The following is a 14,767-nucleotide window of genomic DNA, read 5'->3' as shown; positions in this document are numbered from 1 at the left end:
AACCCGGGGGGGATGGCTTCAAGCTTGGGGATAAAAAGGGTGCGTTTCGTGTCTGGCACCAATCGCGATTGCTCACGGCGCGCTCATATGGGCGCGCCGGGGGGTGAAGATCACACCTCGACGGAGACTTTGCCCATCGGGTGGGAACAGCAGGCGAGGATGTAGCCGTCCTCGATATCCTCTTCGGTGATGCCACCGTTATGGACCATATGGACCTGACCTTCGGTCTTCTTGATGCGGCAGGTGCCGCAGACGCCGAAGGTACAGCCGGAGGGGATGACGATCCCGGCGGAGCGGGCGGCGGCCAGGACGGTATCGGTCTCTGCGCATTCGACGGTGACGCCGGAGTTCGCGAATTCGAGCATCGCCTTGGCCTCTTCGTCGGGGGCCACGTCGTCTGGCACATCCTCGGTCGAGCCGACGGGGGCATGGAAGCTTTCCTGATGGTAGCGGTCCATGTCGTAGCCGAGGCCCTGAAGCGCCTCGCGCACGGCGGTCATGAAGGGCTCCGGCCCGCAGCAGAAGACCTCCCGCTCCAGGTAGTCGGGCGCGGCGAGGCCCAGCAGCAGCTGGTTCAGCTGGCCGCGATAGCCGGTCCAGGGCTGGAATTTGTCGGTGCTCTCGACCACCCAGGCCAGTTCCAGCCCTTCGATCCGGGAGGCCATATGTTCCAGCCGTTCGCGGAAGATGATCTCCGACGGGCGGCGGGCGCAGTTGATGAAGACGATGTCGGGGTTGCGGCCATGGTCATACATGTCCGTCGTCATCGACATCATCGGCGTGATGCCGGAGCCTGCGGAGATGAAGAGGAACTTCTCCGCCGGGTGATTGATGTAGGAAAAGGTGCCGCCCGGCCCGATCGCCTTGAGCCGCATGCCGGGGCGGAGGTTGTCCAGCATCCAGCGCGTCCCGATGGAGCCTTCCTGCGCCTTGACGGTGATCGACAGCGATGTCGGCCGGGAGGGCGAGGAGGAGATCGTGTAGGTCCGGTGCAGCGGCCCGCCCGTAACCGGCAGTTCGAGCGTCACGAACTGGCCGGGCTTGTAGAGGAACATGGCACCCGACGGCGCCTGAAAAGTGAAGGTCACCACATTGGGCCCTTCCGGCAGGACGCCTACGCATTCGAGCGGTTCCTTGTCGTCCCAGAAGGCGAGCGTCGGGGTCATGGCCGTCATCAGATCACTCCGCCGCGACGGCCTGGGGGCCGAGGTTGCGCAGCATGGTCTTCACGTACCAGTCCACGAACTGCTCCACGCCGTCTTCCTGCAGGGGCGAGTAGGGGCCGGGGGTATAGGCGGGGGAGTTGATGCCCCACTGATTGCCCTCGACGATCTCGCGATCCTCGTCATTGGTGGCGATCCAGACCTCGGTCAGGCGCTTCATGTCGTAATCCACGCCCTCGACCGCATCCTTGTTGACCAGCCAGAAGGTGGTGACCTCGGTCTGCATCGGGCCGATCGGGATGACTCGGAAGGTCAGGGAATGGTCGGGCAGGAAGTGGTTCCAGGTGGTTGGGTAGTGGAATTTCAGCAGCGTGCCGGCATCGGGCAGGGTGACGCGGCCCAACGGTTTGGTCACCGCCGCCTTGCCGTCCATCGTGTAGGACAGCGCGTTTTCCTGCAGCGGCATCCGGGCCAGTCGGTACTGGCCGGCATAGCCCGCCATGGCGAATTGCGAGGGCGCTCCGGCGGCTTCGCAGCGGTCGTAATGGGCCTGCAGGCGCGGCGGGACCGAGCCGTCGGCGGCAACGCCCACGACATCCGGATCCAGCGGGAAGGACCGGCAGAGCGCCGGATGGGTGCCCGCGCAATGGTAGCATTCGCGGTTGTTTTCCCAGACCAGCTTCCAGTTGCCATTCTCGATGATCGAGGAGGAATAGGCGACCTTGGCATTGCTCAGGTCGTGCACCTCCAGGTAGGGATGCGCGAGCTTGGCGAATTCCTCGAAATCCGGCGCGTCCTTGGCCAGGCAGATGTAGATCAGCCCGGCGAGGTTGCGGGTGTGGACCGGGTGCAGGTTGTGCTTGGACGGGTCGAAATCGGGGCCCATGTCGCGCGCCCACATCAGCTTGCCGTCCAGATCGTAGGTCCACTGGTGATAGGGGCAGACCAGCTTGGCCACGACGCCGTCGCGCGCCTTGCACAGGACCGACCCGCGGTGGCGGCAGGAATTGTGGAAGCCGCGGATTTCGCCGTCCGCGCCGCGCACCAGCACGATATTGTAGATGCCGATGGTCATCTGCACATAGGCGCCGGTCTTGGTCAGCTGGGCCGCCGGAATGGCGAACAGCCATTCGCGGTACCAGATCGTCTCCAGATCCTGCTGGTAGATATCGGCATCGGTGTAGAAGGGCCGGTCGAGGGACTGGCCGGGGATGCGGCGGGAAAGGAGATCGACGAGGGGCTCGGACATGTGAAGAACCTTAGAAGAGCGAGTCAGGCATTACCTTATTTGTTGCATTGCGCCCGGCGGTGTCAGGCTGCAATGTCAAATATTCTCATCTTGAGTTAGTTCATCTCAACTGTCTCCAATAACGACTCCCTTGGCAACAATTGCGACTCCATGCCCCGACCATATGACCTTCCTTCGCTTACCGCCCTTGTCTGTTTTGAAGCTGCTGCCCGGAATTTGAGCTTCAAAGCGGCCGCGGCAGAGCTGAACGTGACCCCCGCCGCCGTCAGCCATCAGATGAAAGGGCTTGAGTCGTCGCTGGGCGCCGCGCTCTTCCGGCGGCAGCATCGCGGCGTCGATCTGACGGAGACGGGGGCCTATCTTTTCGTCTCTCTCCAGCGCAGTTTCGAGAGCATTTCCGACACTGTGCGCGATATCCGGGGCGCGTCGGAGGATGTGACGGTACAGGCCACAACCGCCGTCTCGGCCTTCTGGCTGACGCCGCAGATCGCGGAGTTCTGGAAGGCTCATCCGGAGATCACGGTCAGCCAGATGGTCAGCGACGGCGCCACAGCTGGGACGCGCGCCGACCTGACGATCCGCTATGGCGACATGGGCGACGAGGAGGGCGACTGCCGCTTGCTCTTCCATGACGAGATCATCGCCGTGGCGACGCCGGATTTTGCCGCGCAATACGGTGTGGGGTCGGTGGAGGCCCTGCGCTCCGTCCCGCTCATTCACATGGAGGCGGCGGAGACGGGCTGGACCACCTGGGCCGACTGGTTCGCCGCTTTGGGGGCGGAGGGGCCGACCGGGCGTCGGGTGGCCGTGAACAACCACATGATCGCGCTGCAGCTGGCCCGCGACGGCGCCGGGGCGGTGCTGGGCTGGACCGGGCTGATCGGGCCGCTTCTGGAGCGGGGAGAGCTGGTGCGGCTTGTCCCCGACAGCATGCCGTCGCCGCATCCGTTTTATCTGCGGATGCAGCCCGGCGCCTCTGCCCGGGCGCTGGTCCTGCGGGACTGGCTGGCGCGGGGGCGGGGGTAGGGCGCCTGTCCTTGCGACTGCTCCGGGGCATCTGACCACATGGGCGTGGTTCAGGCGCGGCGGGCCAGGGCCTCTGGCCGGACCACCGCCAGCGTCTGCGCGGCGATCACCGCCTCCTCGTCGGTCTGGATGGCCAGCACCGGGACGGTGCTTGACGGAGCGGAGACGACCTCTGCCCCCGCATCATTGGCCGCCGCGTCCAGCGTCACGCCAAAGAGCGCGAGCTTCTCGCAGACCGCGGCCCGGACCGGGGCGGCGTGATGGCCGATGCCGCCGGTGAAGACGATCCCGTCGAGCCCGCCCAGCTCTACCGTCATGGCGCCGATCCCCTGGGCCACGCGGCGGACAAAGAGCGCCACGGCTTCCTCCGCTGCCGCCTCCGGCGAAGCCAGCAAGGCGCGCATGTCGGAGGAGAGGCCGGAGACGCCCAGCAGACCCGACTCGCGGTTCATCAGCTGGTCGACGGCATCGGGCGACATGCCGCGTTCGCGGATCAGGTGCAGCACCAGCCCGGGGTCAAGCGCGCCGGTCCTTGTGCCCATCATCAGACCGTCGGTGGCTGTGAAACCCATCGTAGTATCCATGCTCTGCCCGTCCCGCATCGCGCAGAGGCTGGCGCCATTGCCCAGATGGGCGGCGACGATCCGGCCCTTCGCCAGCTCGGGGTGATGGCAGCGCAGGTGGCGCGCGACATAGTCGTAGGAGAGGCCGTGGAAGCCGTAGCGCCGGATGCCTTCCTTGTAATAGTCGCGGGGCAGGGCAAAGAGTTTCGACAGGCGCGGCATGCCGTGGTGAAAGGCCGTGTCGAAACAGGCGACCTGCGGCAGGCCGGGCCGGATCGGGCTGAGCGTGCGGATCGGGTCGAGGTTATGCGGCTGGTGCAGCGGCGCCAGCGGGATCAGGTTCTCCAGCGTGGCGAGCAGGGCAGGGGTGACCTTTTCCGGCTGCCAGATATCCGGGCCGCCATGGACCACGCGATGCCCCGCCGCGATCAGTTTCTGCCCGCCCTGATGGGCATCGCACCAGTCCAGCAGAAAGGCGAGGAGGGTGTCGAACTCCTGCTCCTCCTCCCAGCGGTGCTGCTCTATGACCGTGCCGTCCGGGGCCTCGGCATGAAAGAAGGGGGCGGTGCCTAGCGTCTCGATCTCGCCATGCAGCAGACGTCTTGGCAGGCCGGTGGCGTCAGGCTCCACCCCATGCAGGGCGAATTTCAGGCTGGAGGAGCCGGCGTTGAGGACAAGGATCGCGCTCATGCGGCGGCCCCGCTGGCGCGGGCGCGGGCCAGCAGCACGGCAATGGCGCAGGAGGCGAGGCGGGCGCGTTCATTGTCGGCCCGGCTGGTCAGGATGATCGGAACGCGTGCGCCCAGAACAAGGCCCGCCGCCCGGGCACCGGCCAGGAAGGTCAGCTGTTTGGCCAGCATATTCCCGGCCTCCAGATCCGGGACCAGAAGGATATCGGGATCGCCCGCGACCTCTGACACGATGTGCTTGTCCTGCGCCGCCTCCCGGCTGATGGCATTGTCGAAGGCCAGCGGCCCGTCGACCAGCGCGCCGGTGATCTGCCCCCGGTCCGCCATCTTGCAGAGCGCGGCGGCATCGAGGGTGGAGGGGATCGCGGGGTTCACCGTCTCGACCGCCGACAGCACCGCCACCTTGGGGCGGGTCACCCCCAGCACCCGGCTGAGGTCCACGGCATTCTGCAGGATATCCCGCTTGTCGGCGAGGCCGGGCGCGATGTTGATCGCCGCATCGGTGATGAAGAGCAGCTTGTGATAGCTGCGCACATCCATCAGGTAGACATGGCTCAGCCGCCGCCCGGTCCGCAGCCCTGCGGCCGGGTCAAGGACCGCATGTATCAGCTCGTCGGTATGGAGCGAGCCTTTCATCAGCATCGTCGCTTCGCCGCTGCGCACCAGGGTCACGGCGGCGGCTGCGGCGGCTTCGGAATGGGGGGCATCGATCAGGCGGAAGGGAGAGATATCCGCCCCGGCTTCGGCCGCGGCCTTCTGTATCCTGTCTTTTGGCCCGACCAGCACGGGGTCGATCAGATGCGCGGCGGCGGCATCCACGGCGGCGGCAATGGCCGTGTGGTCGCAGGGATGGGCGACGGCGGTCACCGGCGGCTCGTGCCGCGCGGCCTGAACCAGCAGGTCGTCAAAGCGGGAGGGCAGGCCGGTGCCGGGGCGTGCGGGGGCAGGTGTCGGCATGGCGGGTCCTTTTGTCAGAAGCGAGGGGCAGGGACTTATGCGTGACGTCCGGATCAGTCCGGCAAGGCCGATGTGCCAGATCGGCAGGACACCGCGCTTTGATACCGATCAAAGGCGACAGAGACATTGCAGCGCCCCTGGCCGCGCAATTTTCGTGACATTTTCCTTGAGCCGGAGGACTGAATGCCTAACCTGACAATGGTTTTTTAACGGGTTCGATATTGATGGTGCGCTTTTTCCTGATCTTTTTCCTGTGTCTGGCCGCGCCGGTTTCGGCGGCCAATGGCAAGAAGGTCGCGCTGGTGATCGGCAATTCGGACTATGCCGACGTGCCTGTTCTGAACAATCCGCGCAATGACGCCCGCGATATCGCTGCGGCGCTGAAACGGCTGGATTTCGATGTCTCGGTCGGGTTCGATCTGAACCATCAGGCGCTGCGGCTGGCGTTGCGGGATTTCTCCAGCACCAGTGTGGATGCCGAGATCGCGCTGATCTATTTCGCCGGTCACGGGATCGAGGTGAATAACGTCAATTACGTGATCCCGACCAATGCGCGGCTGCGCCGGGGGCGGGATGTCGAATTCGAGGCGGTGCCGCTGCAGTCGCTGGTGACCGCGATCGAGGACCAGGGCGGTGTGCGGATCGTTCTGGTGGACGCCTGCCGCAACAATCCCTTTGCCGCCCGGATGGAGAGCGGGACGCGATCCATCGGGCGGGGCCTGGCGCGGGTCGATCCGGGCGGGACTCTGGTCGGCTATTCGGCGCGCGGCGGGACGCTGGCGCTGGACGGGGAGGGGCGGAACAGCCCCTATGCCAAGGCTCTTCTGGAGCAGCTGGAGGTTCCGGGGCTTGAGATCGGCAAGATGTTCCGGCTGATCCGCGACCGCGTGGTCGAGCTGACCGATGGCGCGCAGGAGCCTTTCACCTACGGCTCTCTGCCCGGGCGGGACATCTTCCTGGCGGCCGCCCCGCCACCCGGCCCGACGGGTGCACCGGGGACCGGGGGGGTGACCGGGTCCGATGATCTGGATCGCGCCCCGCTGCCGCCAGCCGAAAAAGACGATCTGATCGGCGATTTTGCAGTGGCCGACAAACGCGACACGGTCTGGAACTGGGAGAAATTCCTCGAAAAACATGGGGAACGGCAGTTCAACCAGCTTGTCGTGGTGGCGCAGCGCCGTCTGGATGATTTGCTCAAGCAGACCGCGGCGCGGCGCCTGCCGGACCGGCCCTGGATCGCGCCGGATCTGGAGACATCCGTCAGCGAATCCGATCTGACGCGGGACCAGCGGATGCTGGTTCAGGAAGCGCTGAACATGATGGGGCATGATGTCGGCGCCATCGACGGCGCCTTCGGGCCGCAGACCCGGCGCGCCATATCCTCGGCCCGTATTCAGTTTGGCATGACCTCGGGCGCGGGGGTGGATCATACCTTTCTGCGGAACCTGGTGAATGTCCCGGCGATCAAGGCGCTGCAGTCGGACAAGGCGCGGCGCTATACCAATGTGGCCCTGCCGCCCAATATGGAGCCGCGACTGGAGCGGGTCATCAACGGGATGCGGACGCGGGACATCATTTTCGGATATTTCGGCGGGCATCTCTATGTCGTCGTCAAGAAATACACATCCTCAAGCTGGCGAACCAACCAGACGGAGGCGCAGAGCGTCGGCGGCCACCTGGTGACGATCACCTCTGCCGCGGAAAACCGGTTTGTCTACGATCTCTTCCGGCAGGACGAGCGGCTGACACGGCGGGAGGGGCAATATATCTACGGTCCGATGATCGGGCTCTACCAGATCCCTGACAGCGCCGAGCCCTCCGGCGGCTGGGCCTGGGTCACCGGAGAGCCGATGACCTATAACGGCTGGGCGCGCGGGAATCCTGACAATCACAAGGGCAGACAGCATTTCGGCCGGTTTTACACAAACACGACCCACGGCGTATCCGCTCCGATCAAATGGGACGATACCTCGGAAAGGTGGGACATCGGCTTTATTATGGAAGTCGATTGATTTACAGCGGCCACTGACAGGAGGGGCTTGCCAGACAGGGCGGGCTTGCCTATACACCGCGCGTCCGGGGCTCTCCGAGTCGGCGGTCCCTCGTCATATGGCTGAAAGCGGGTCTTCTTCTGCCCGATGTGCCCGGTGACGTGGCTCACAAGGAACGGCGGCTTATCTCTGGCGGGCGCTCAGGCGGACCCGGACGAAGACCAGAGCTCTTGGACGGCATGAACGTCGCGGGCAAACCGCGGGCACAGGAGATATAGCGATGGACCTGATCGCACAGCTGGAGGCGGAACAGATTGCCGCCCTGGGGAAAACCATCCCCGATTTCAAAGCGGGTGACACCATCCGCGTCGGTTACAAAGTGACCGAAGGCACGCGGACCCGTGTGCAGATGTACGAAGGTGTCTGCATTTCGCGCAAGAACGGCTCCGGCATCGCCGGGTCTTTCACGGTGCGGAAGATTTCCTTCGGTGAGGGCGTGGAGCGTGTGTTCCCCCTCTATTCCACGAATGTCGAAAGCATCGAGGTCGTGCGCCGTGGCCGCGTCCGTCGTGCGAAGCTCTACTACCTCCGCTCGCGCCGCGGTAAGTCCGCGCGGATCGCCGAGGTGAGCAATTACAAACCCAAAGCTGAAGCCGAAGCATAAGGACCCGATGAAATGAAAAAGGATATCCATCCCGATTATCACTTCATCGAAGTGAAAATGACCGACGGCAGCGTCGTGACGATGCGCTCCACCTGGGGCAGCGAAGGCGACACGCTGTCGCTGGACATCGATCCCTCTGTGCACCCGGCCTGGACGGGCGGCTCCTCGCGTCTGCTGGACGCCGGCGGCCGTGTGTCGAAGTTCAAGAACAAATACGCAGGCCTGGGCTTCTGAGCCTTTCGGGCATTTGCCAATTCGAAAACGCCGCGCCGCAGGGTGCGGCGTTTTCATTTGGGGCGGGATGGGTGCAAAGCACCCATCCTACAGTTGTCCGTTGCCGGTAGGATGGGTGCTTTGCACCCATCGCGCCCCAGGTCATCCGCTGCGCTGTGATCCTATCGTCGGGTGGTCACCGTTTGCTCCTGGCGTTAAAGCCGTCTGATTGATGGCGGCCAGTCTGGGCCGATGTGCGCCAGACAGTTGCCGCGCAGGCGGCAAGGATTTGCGCGGGGCTGTTTGCATCCGTTGACAGAGACGCCGTCCCGGCATAAGTCACCTTTGGGTGACATTTGTCGGCGGAGGCGCGGTACCGGTGATGGCCAGTGCAGACAAGACAGTCAGGAAAGACCGTCAGGCCACGAAAGAGCGGATCATGAAAGCCGTCAGCACGGTCCTGATCCGCGACGGGTTTACGGGTCTGACGCTAAAGGCTTTGGCTGGTGAGGCAGGCGTCGACAAGGTTCTGATATACCGCTACTTCGGGCCGATGGACGCCGTTCTTGCCGCCTTTGCGGCCAGCTCTGTGTTCTGGCCGTCGGCACAGGATGTTGTTCCTGATGCAGATACGGCGCTGACGGAGTCTGACCGGCTGGCGCGGTTTCTTGACAGAACCATTACGGAATTGCGCAGCCGGCCGCTGACGCTGGAGCTGCTGGCCATGGAAATCGGGTCTCCAAACCCGCTGACAGCGGCGCTGGACGAGGCGCGCGAGGCCTGGGGCACCGATGTGGCACGCCGTCTGGGCCGGGCGCATGCAGCGGATGCCGAACACCTGAATATTGCCATTTCGCTCATACTGGCCGGTGTCCAGAACCTCGCCGTGCGGGGAAGGGGCACGCCCGTCTACAGCGGTATTCACATCGGATCGGATGACGGCTGGGACCAGATACGGGCGAGCCTCGGCTGGATCAGTTCGCGGCTGATGGGGCCGCCCGGTTCTGCCGGACCGGTTGACGAGGGCGTTTGATCCGTCGCGGCACCGGCCGCAGAACGCGTCCCCTTAAATCTGAACCTCTCTAAAATGGAGCCGGATCGCATGACGAGACTGCTGTTCGCAGACCAGGTCTGCTTGTTCTTTTATGCCTCTCCCCAGCTTCCGGAGACGCGGCAGTCAGTCGCCCCCGTCCAAGACCTGACAGCCGATGCACGGCGCAGCGCCGGGGGAGAGGGCCGATGAACCTCGCGCGGGCCGCCGAGCAGCTCATGGCCATGACCGACGGCAGTTGGGAACGCCATGCCAATCCGGCCAGCGCCTGGAGCCGGGTCTCTGTCCTGCCGCTCATTGCACTGGCTGCCTGGAGCCGCATCTGGCTTGGCTGGTGGGCGCTTGGTCCGGGTGCGATTGTGCTGGCCTGGCTGTGGATCAATCCGCGTCTCTTTCCGCCGCCGCGCGACAGGTCCTCCTGGATGACGCGGGGCGTTTACGGTGAACGGATTTGGATCGCCCGGTCGGATCGGCCAATTCCGCGATGGTATGTCATCCGGGGGCAGGCTCTGCTGGGTCTGGCCGGGGTGACCTTTCTTGCCTTTCTCTATGGGCTGGTTCAGCTGGACCCGGTATGGACTGTGGTTCCGATGATCGTCAGTACCGGGGCCAAGATGGGATTTGTCCGGCTTATGGCGCATCTCTTTGATCATCAGGGTCCTGTGCCGGATGCAGGGGCGCCGCCGTCCTGATCATGGCCATGGAGGCCATGCCCGGGCGGGTGCCATGGCCTGTATCGCGATTGGCGGCGAGGGTCCGGTCCGTGTCGGGGACGTGTTCTGCCGTCTCGGACCGGGCCCGCGCCTGCAGGCCCCGGGGTGTGATCCGCGCGGCCCGACCTGTCAGGCGGTGTCCCCGGCATGTCGCTTGGCCAGCCGTGCCGCGTAGCGCGGAATGACGTCGGGCATGATCGTCTGGCCGTCGGCCGGCCGGTCCACGCCAAAGACAAAGGACGGGAAATTCAGCTCTTTCTGGATCGCCCAGATCTCGTCATGGCGGTCGGGCGGCAGAATGACCGCCGGATCCCCGACGGCAACCCAGCCCAGAGGCACCATGGCATCGGGCGCGAGCTTCGTCCGCAGGTGGACAATCGCATTGATCCGGACTTCGCAGCGGGCGCCAATGTCGGCGCCGTTGAACACGGTTGCGCCGGTGGCGATAAAGGCCTCTTCGCCAACGGTACATCCGTTCAGGACGGCGCGGGCGCCGATCATCACGTGTTTGTCCAGGCTGAGCGCCGCGCCCCGGAGGCCACGCAGAATCGCACCATCCATGATGACGGTCTGCCCGGCAATCCGGACCGGGCCGGATTCGGCAATGATAACGGCGCCGAAACCGACCGAGGTTCCGGGTCCGATCTCGACATCGCCGCTGATCACGGCCGTTGGGGCGATGCGGGCCGAGGGGTGAATTCTGGGCTGGTGCGGGCCGTCGGGCAGGATCATCACGGGGTCTCCGATAAGGCGCGGGCGCGGGTGTCCACCGGGCAGGCGGGACCGTCGCAGAGCGCGTGGTCACTGAAGCGGCACATGTGACGTGCGGCTTCGGGGGATGGGGTCAGGGTGGTCAGCATCTTGGCCAGCAGGGGCGCCAGCTGCGCCTGTTCGGCGGCCGACAGGGCCGATGTGGCCTGTCGCAGGACGTCGTCCCGTGTGGCCACCAGATCATCCGCCCGCCGGAGCCCTTCTGGGGTCAGATCTGCGGGGCGGGTACGGCCGGTATCTGGCCAATGCACCAGCCCGTCATCGCGAAGCCGGTCCAGCGCGCGCTGCGTGGCGGGCTGGCTGAGCCCCGCGATCGCGGCCAGCCGGGTGGCGGGAAGCGGGGCGTGGAAACGCAGGGTCTCCAGCAGGGCGCGGGAGCTGTCGGACAGGGCGCTCGTCTGTGACACGGTATCCAGAAGCCGCACGGCGAGTGCGCCAAGGTGATTTGCGAGGAGTGTTTCATTCATGCATGCAGTATGCATGATATTTGAAGGCTGCCAATAGCCAAAGGGATGGCGCGCCTGTCCCCGGATGCGGTGGCGGGGAAAGTCGCGGGACGCGGGCGCGTCACCATTCCGAAGCCGGTGCCTCAGACAGACCGTCACAGCGCGCGGCGCCGGCCCTGTGGCGCCTGCGAAGAGGGCAGCCGGTCGGGCCGGTCAATCTCACGCGCCGGCAGGGCCTCAGGAGGCGATCATGCGGCGGATCTTGGCCACGGCGCGGGTAAGATCCTCCTGGTATCCGATGGGTTCAAAGAAATGGCCTTTGCGGTCGAACAGCAGGATGTTGGCGGAATGGTCCATCGTGTAGCCGCCGTTTTCCAGTGGCACCTTACGGGCATAAATCCGAAAGGCCTTGATCGCTTTCGCAATCTCTTCTGGCGGGCCGGAGACGCCCTGAACGCCGGGCGCCCAGCCGACATAATCGCGCAGCTGTTCGACCGTGTCGCGGTCCGGATCGACGGTGACAAAGAACACCCGGATTTGGTCTTCGCCCAGCTCTTCCTGAAAGGACGCGATATCGCCCAGCGTCGTGGGGCAGACTTCGGGGCAGTGGGTGAAGCCGAAAAACACCGCCGAGGGCGCACCTTTCAGGCTGTCTTCGGTGAATTCCGCCCCGTCTGTCGTGGTCAGGTGGTAATCGCCGGGGCCGATCACCTGGGCGAGCCCGGACTGGGCCGTTGGTCCGATCAGGCGGGTCCAGGCCAGGGCGATGAGGGCCAGCAGAGCCAGCCCCCACAAGACGCCAATGACCAGATGCTTTCGCTGAATGGTCATGTTGCCCTCACTCCTTCGTGCCGTGGCCGCTGTGGTCGTTATGGTCCATCGTCCCGCGGCCCTTGGCGTTCATCGCGCCGACGGCCAGCGGGACGGTCGCCGTACCGGCGGTTTCAAAGGTCAGGGTCACGGTCACCGTCTCGCCTTCGGTCAGCGGTGTCTTCAGGTCCATGAACATCAGATGAAAGCCGCCGGGCTTCAGGGTGACCGTCTCACCGGCCGGGACGGGGAGGCCCTGGCTCAGCTCGCGCATGCGCATGACATCGCCCTCCATCGCCATTTCGTGAATTTCCACATGACTGGCAATGTCGGAGGTGGCGGCGATCAGCCGGTCGTCTGCCGATCCGGTGTTGGTGATGGTCAGGAAGCCCCCGCCAACCGGTGCATTGGGCAGGGTGGCGCGCGAAAATCCTCCGGTGATTTCAAGCGATCCGGCCGTCACCGGGGCCGCCGCATGATCGTCGGCAGCGGGTGCTGCGCCATGCGCATGCTCATGCCCGGCCCCGCCCGCGACAATGGTAAGTTTGGGCGACGGGTTTGGCACATCATGCGCGCCGGATGTATCGGTCCAGTCGGCTGTGCCTGTTGCGCAGTCCTGCACGGCCGGGAAATACAGGACGGTGCCCGGCGCGATATCGGGTCCGAATGTGCCGCGCACCGTGAATTCGTCGTACCAGGCATCGTCGAGCTGCCCGCCCGACCAGATGACCTGCCGCAGGCCCTGGGTCATTTCGGTGCCGTGGTTGTCGTAGGCGGCGGCATAGGGGCCGGTTTCCGTGGTCAGCTCCCAGCCCGGTTTGGGCATGGGTTTGGCCGCATAAAAGCCGTCGGGCAGGGTCAGGCGGACGGTATGCGTCGCCTCGCCGGCACAGCCATGCGGCACGCGCAGGGTGATCTTGGCGGTCGCGCCGGCCTCTGCCTCTTTGCGGTCAAGCGTGGCATGGGCAAATGCCGATCCGGCGATGGCGGCAAAGGTGCCTGCCAAAAGAATGGTTTTCATCTGTCTCTCCATCGGGTTGCGCGCGCGGACACACCGCTGCCTGCGCAGATTTGCGGCCGTGGCCGCGACTGGTCGTTTGGCCCCGGAGGGCCGCGATCAGATGACGGAGGGGGGTGCCCGAGGTGACCGGGCGTGATCGCGCGACTGTGCGGCGCGGTGCAGGTGGCCGGCCTGATGCCAGGCGGCAGAGTCCAGAATGACCATGGCCCGGGCCTCGGGACCGGCGGGTCCCGTGCCGGAGACGAGGTGACAGAAGGGGCAGCGATGATCATGCGCGGCGTCGCCGCCACAGAGATCGTCCAGGCTGAACCCCATGACCGCGATTCGCGCCTCTTGCGCATCGTCGCGGTCCGGCGCCATCATGCCTGCCGAGATCGCGCTTCCTGCGACAAGCAGCAGCACGGCCAGGAGCGTGGTCAGGCGATGGCGGAACCCGGTGGTCATGCGCCTGTACTACAGGCTAAGCTTGGCCGGGCGCCAGTTCCAATTTGTCGCTGCCGTGGTCATGTCCGGGGCCAGAGCACCGGGCCGGCCGCATCGGGGGAGGTTGCCGAAATCAGAATTCCGGCCGACAGTTGGCCTTCGGGCCGGTTTCGACTGGCATGCGGGTGGCTTTTGGGCCTTCCGGGGCATGGCGCCGGCCCGAATTTGGAGGAAAGGGAGACTGAATGAACATCGACGGACAGGCCGCCATTGTGACCGGCGGCGCCTCGGGACTTGGGGGGGCGACCGTGGACCTGCTGGCCGCGGCCGGGGCCCGCGTCACGATCTTTGATCTGAACGAGGCAGAGGGCACGGCCAAGGCGCAATCTGTCGGCGGCAGGTTCTGCAAGGTCAACGTCACCAGCGAGAGCGAGGTCGCCGCCGCCATCGCAGAGGCGGAGGGCCTGCATGGCAAGGCGCGCATTCTGGTCAACTGCGCCGGGATCGGTCCGCCGAAAAAGGTGATCGACCGCGACGGCACCGCCAATCCGCTGACGGATTTCACCTCGATCGTGAACGTGAACCTCTTTGGCACGTTCAATGTTCTGTCGAAATTCGCCGCCGCCTTGCACAGCGCCGACCCGATCGGGGAAGAGCGGGGCGTGATCGTCAACACGGCATCGGTCGCGGCCTTTGAGGGGCAGATCGGGCAGGCGGCCTATTCGGCCTCCAAGGGCGGGATTGTCGGCATGACGCTGCCGCTTGCACGGGAATTCGCCCGGTACGGCATCCGTGTGATGACCATCGCACCCGGGCTTTTCCTGACGCCGCTGCTGGCCAGCCTGCCGCAGGAGGCGCAGGACAGCCTTGGCCGTCAGGTGCCGTTTCCGGCGCGTCTGGGCAATCCGTCGGAATATGCCCGGATGGTCGGGTCAATTGTTGAAAATCCAATGCTCAACGGCGAGACAATCCGCCTCGACGGGGCAATCCGGATGGGGCCGAAATGACATTTACGCT

16 protein-coding genes are annotated in these 14,767 nt (G+C 65.2%); 7 read left to right on the top strand and 9 right to left on the bottom strand.

Annotated elements, in window-relative coordinates; genetic code table 11:
- Positions 1-110 precede the first annotated feature (110 nt).
- Both ACRARG_RS04085 and ACRARG_RS04080 read right to left on the bottom strand, forming a co-directional pair.
- Complete coding sequence (locus ACRARG_RS04085; RefSeq protein WP_432688701.1) at positions 111-1,175, bottom strand: FAD-binding oxidoreductase; 1,065 nt, start codon at positions 1,173-1,175, stop codon at positions 111-113.
- Positions 1,176-1,179: 4 nt separating this feature from the next.
- Positions 1,180-2,412 carry an aromatic ring-hydroxylating oxygenase subunit alpha gene (locus ACRARG_RS04080; protein ID WP_432688700.1) on the bottom strand — a complete coding sequence of 411 codons (1,233 nt, stop codon included), beginning with the start codon at positions 2,410-2,412 and terminating at the stop codon, positions 1,180-1,182.
- Positions 2,413-2,562: 150 nt separating this feature from the next.
- Between ACRARG_RS04080 and ACRARG_RS04075 the strand changes: the two genes are divergently transcribed.
- Positions 2,563-3,438: a LysR substrate-binding domain-containing protein gene (locus ACRARG_RS04075; protein ID WP_432688699.1), complete on the top strand. Its 876-nt coding sequence runs from the start codon at positions 2,563-2,565 to the stop codon at positions 3,436-3,438.
- Positions 3,439-3,488: 50 nt separating this feature from the next.
- Here the strand turns inward: ACRARG_RS04075 and ACRARG_RS04070 are convergent, their stop codons facing one another.
- Both ACRARG_RS04070 and ACRARG_RS04065 read right to left on the bottom strand, forming a co-directional pair.
- Positions 3,489-4,691: an acetate/propionate family kinase gene (locus tag ACRARG_RS04070; protein WP_432688698.1), complete on the bottom strand. Its 1,203-nt coding sequence runs from the start codon at positions 4,689-4,691 to the stop codon at positions 3,489-3,491.
- Positions 4,688-5,647, bottom strand: coding sequence for a bifunctional enoyl-CoA hydratase/phosphate acetyltransferase (locus tag ACRARG_RS04065; RefSeq protein ID WP_432688697.1), 960 nt, complete (start codon positions 5,645-5,647; stop codon positions 4,688-4,690). Before ACRARG_RS04065 ends, ACRARG_RS04070 begins: the two co-directional genes overlap by 4 nt.
- Positions 5,648-5,871: 224 nt before the next feature.
- Here ACRARG_RS04065 and ACRARG_RS04060 point away from each other — a divergent pair, with 224 nt between their 5' ends.
- The 5 genes from ACRARG_RS04060 to ACRARG_RS04040 all read left to right on the top strand — a co-directional run bounded on the left by ACRARG_RS04060 (position 5,872) and on the right by ACRARG_RS04040 (position 10,258).
- Positions 5,872-7,659 (top strand): caspase family protein, encoded by a 1,788-nt coding sequence (locus ACRARG_RS04060; RefSeq protein WP_432688696.1) that lies wholly within the window; start codon positions 5,872-5,874, stop codon positions 7,657-7,659.
- 259 nt (positions 7,660-7,918) lie between these two features.
- On the top strand, positions 7,919-8,302 hold the full coding sequence (rplS, locus tag ACRARG_RS04055) for a 50S ribosomal protein L19 (protein ID WP_432688695.1): 384 nt from the start codon (positions 7,919-7,921) through the stop codon (positions 8,300-8,302).
- Between the two features lie 12 nt (positions 8,303-8,314).
- Positions 8,315-8,536: a 50S ribosomal protein L31 gene (gene rpmE, locus ACRARG_RS04050; RefSeq protein ID WP_432688694.1), complete on the top strand. Its 222-nt coding sequence runs from the start codon at positions 8,315-8,317 to the stop codon at positions 8,534-8,536.
- 418 nt (positions 8,537-8,954) lie between these two features.
- Positions 8,955-9,548, top strand: a complete 594-nt coding sequence (locus tag ACRARG_RS04045; RefSeq protein ID WP_432688693.1) for a TetR/AcrR family transcriptional regulator — start codon at positions 8,955-8,957, stop codon at positions 9,546-9,548.
- Positions 9,549-9,754: 206 nt separating this feature from the next.
- Positions 9,755-10,258, top strand: a complete 504-nt coding sequence (locus tag ACRARG_RS04040) for a DUF6653 family protein (protein ID WP_432688692.1) — start codon at positions 9,755-9,757, stop codon at positions 10,256-10,258.
- 150 nt (positions 10,259-10,408) lie between these two features.
- Here the strand turns inward: ACRARG_RS04040 and ACRARG_RS04035 are convergent, their stop codons facing one another.
- The 5 genes from ACRARG_RS04035 to ACRARG_RS04015 form a co-directional block, all read right to left on the bottom strand.
- Positions 10,409-11,011 carry a gamma carbonic anhydrase family protein gene (locus tag ACRARG_RS04035; RefSeq protein ID WP_432688691.1) on the bottom strand — a complete coding sequence of 201 codons (603 nt, stop codon included), beginning with the start codon at positions 11,009-11,011 and terminating at the stop codon, positions 10,409-10,411.
- The gene (locus tag ACRARG_RS04030; RefSeq protein WP_432688690.1) at positions 11,011-11,517 is read right to left on the bottom strand and encodes a MarR family winged helix-turn-helix transcriptional regulator; all 507 of its coding nucleotides are present in this window, start codon (positions 11,515-11,517) and stop codon (positions 11,011-11,013) included. The genes ACRARG_RS04035 and ACRARG_RS04030 overlap by 1 nt, the downstream gene beginning before the upstream one ends.
- A gap of 216 nt (positions 11,518-11,733) precedes the next feature.
- Positions 11,734-12,327 (bottom strand): SCO family protein, encoded by a 594-nt coding sequence (locus tag ACRARG_RS04025; RefSeq protein ID WP_432688689.1) that lies wholly within the window; start codon positions 12,325-12,327, stop codon positions 11,734-11,736.
- 7 nt (positions 12,328-12,334) lie between these two features.
- Positions 12,335-13,327 carry a copper chaperone PCu(A)C domain-containing protein gene (locus ACRARG_RS04020; protein WP_432688688.1) on the bottom strand — a complete coding sequence of 331 codons (993 nt, stop codon included), beginning with the start codon at positions 13,325-13,327 and terminating at the stop codon, positions 12,335-12,337.
- Between the two features lie 96 nt (positions 13,328-13,423).
- Positions 13,424-13,771, bottom strand: a complete 348-nt coding sequence (locus ACRARG_RS04015; RefSeq protein ID WP_432688687.1) for a hypothetical protein — start codon at positions 13,769-13,771, stop codon at positions 13,424-13,426.
- Between the two features lie 224 nt (positions 13,772-13,995).
- On the opposite strand from ACRARG_RS04015, the gene ACRARG_RS04010 reads away from it, so the two are divergent.
- Complete coding sequence (locus ACRARG_RS04010) at positions 13,996-14,757, top strand: SDR family NAD(P)-dependent oxidoreductase (RefSeq protein WP_432688686.1); 762 nt, start codon at positions 13,996-13,998, stop codon at positions 14,755-14,757.
- Positions 14,758-14,767: the final 10 nt, after the last annotated feature.

Origin of the sequence: Pseudooceanicola profundi (assembly GCF_050897955.1) — a bacterium.
In the GTDB taxonomy this organism is placed as follows: Bacteria; Pseudomonadota; Alphaproteobacteria; order Rhodobacterales; family Rhodobacteraceae; genus Pseudooceanicola.
The sequence above is the reverse complement of the archived record's forward strand: the minus strand, read 5'-3'. Positions and strand labels throughout refer to the sequence as shown.

Coding starts and splice junctions, on each gene's coding strand:
- ACRARG_RS04085 (WP_432688701.1), bottom strand. CDS start 1,175: ATGACGGCCATGACCCCGACGCTCGCCTTCTGGGACGACAAGGAACCG.
- ACRARG_RS04080 (WP_432688700.1), bottom strand. CDS start 2,412: ATGTCCGAGCCCCTCGTCGATCTCCTTTCCCGCCGCATCCCCGGCCAG.
- ACRARG_RS04075 (WP_432688699.1), top strand. CDS start 2,563: ATGCCCCGACCATATGACCTTCCTTCGCTTACCGCCCTTGTCTGTTTT.
- ACRARG_RS04070 (WP_432688698.1), bottom strand. CDS start 4,691: ATGAGCGCGATCCTTGTCCTCAACGCCGGCTCCTCCAGCCTGAAATTC.
- ACRARG_RS04065 (WP_432688697.1), bottom strand. CDS start 5,647: ATGCCGACACCTGCCCCCGCACGCCCCGGCACCGGCCTGCCCTCCCGC.
- ACRARG_RS04060 (WP_432688696.1), top strand. CDS start 5,872: ATGGTGCGCTTTTTCCTGATCTTTTTCCTGTGTCTGGCCGCGCCGGTT.
- rplS (WP_432688695.1), top strand. CDS start 7,919: ATGGACCTGATCGCACAGCTGGAGGCGGAACAGATTGCCGCCCTGGGG.
- rpmE (WP_432688694.1), top strand. CDS start 8,315: ATGAAAAAGGATATCCATCCCGATTATCACTTCATCGAAGTGAAAATG.
- ACRARG_RS04045 (WP_432688693.1), top strand. CDS start 8,955: ATGAAAGCCGTCAGCACGGTCCTGATCCGCGACGGGTTTACGGGTCTG.
- ACRARG_RS04040 (WP_432688692.1), top strand. CDS start 9,755: ATGAACCTCGCGCGGGCCGCCGAGCAGCTCATGGCCATGACCGACGGC.
- ACRARG_RS04035 (WP_432688691.1), bottom strand. CDS start 11,011: ATGATCCTGCCCGACGGCCCGCACCAGCCCAGAATTCACCCCTCGGCC.
- ACRARG_RS04030 (WP_432688690.1), bottom strand. CDS start 11,517: ATGAATGAAACACTCCTCGCAAATCACCTTGGCGCACTCGCCGTGCGG.
- ACRARG_RS04025 (WP_432688689.1), bottom strand. CDS start 12,327: ATGACCATTCAGCGAAAGCATCTGGTCATTGGCGTCTTGTGGGGGCTG.
- ACRARG_RS04020 (WP_432688688.1), bottom strand. CDS start 13,327: ATGAAAACCATTCTTTTGGCAGGCACCTTTGCCGCCATCGCCGGATCG.
- ACRARG_RS04015 (WP_432688687.1), bottom strand. CDS start 13,771: ATGACCACCGGGTTCCGCCATCGCCTGACCACGCTCCTGGCCGTGCTG.
- ACRARG_RS04010 (WP_432688686.1), top strand. CDS start 13,996: ATGAACATCGACGGACAGGCCGCCATTGTGACCGGCGGCGCCTCGGGA.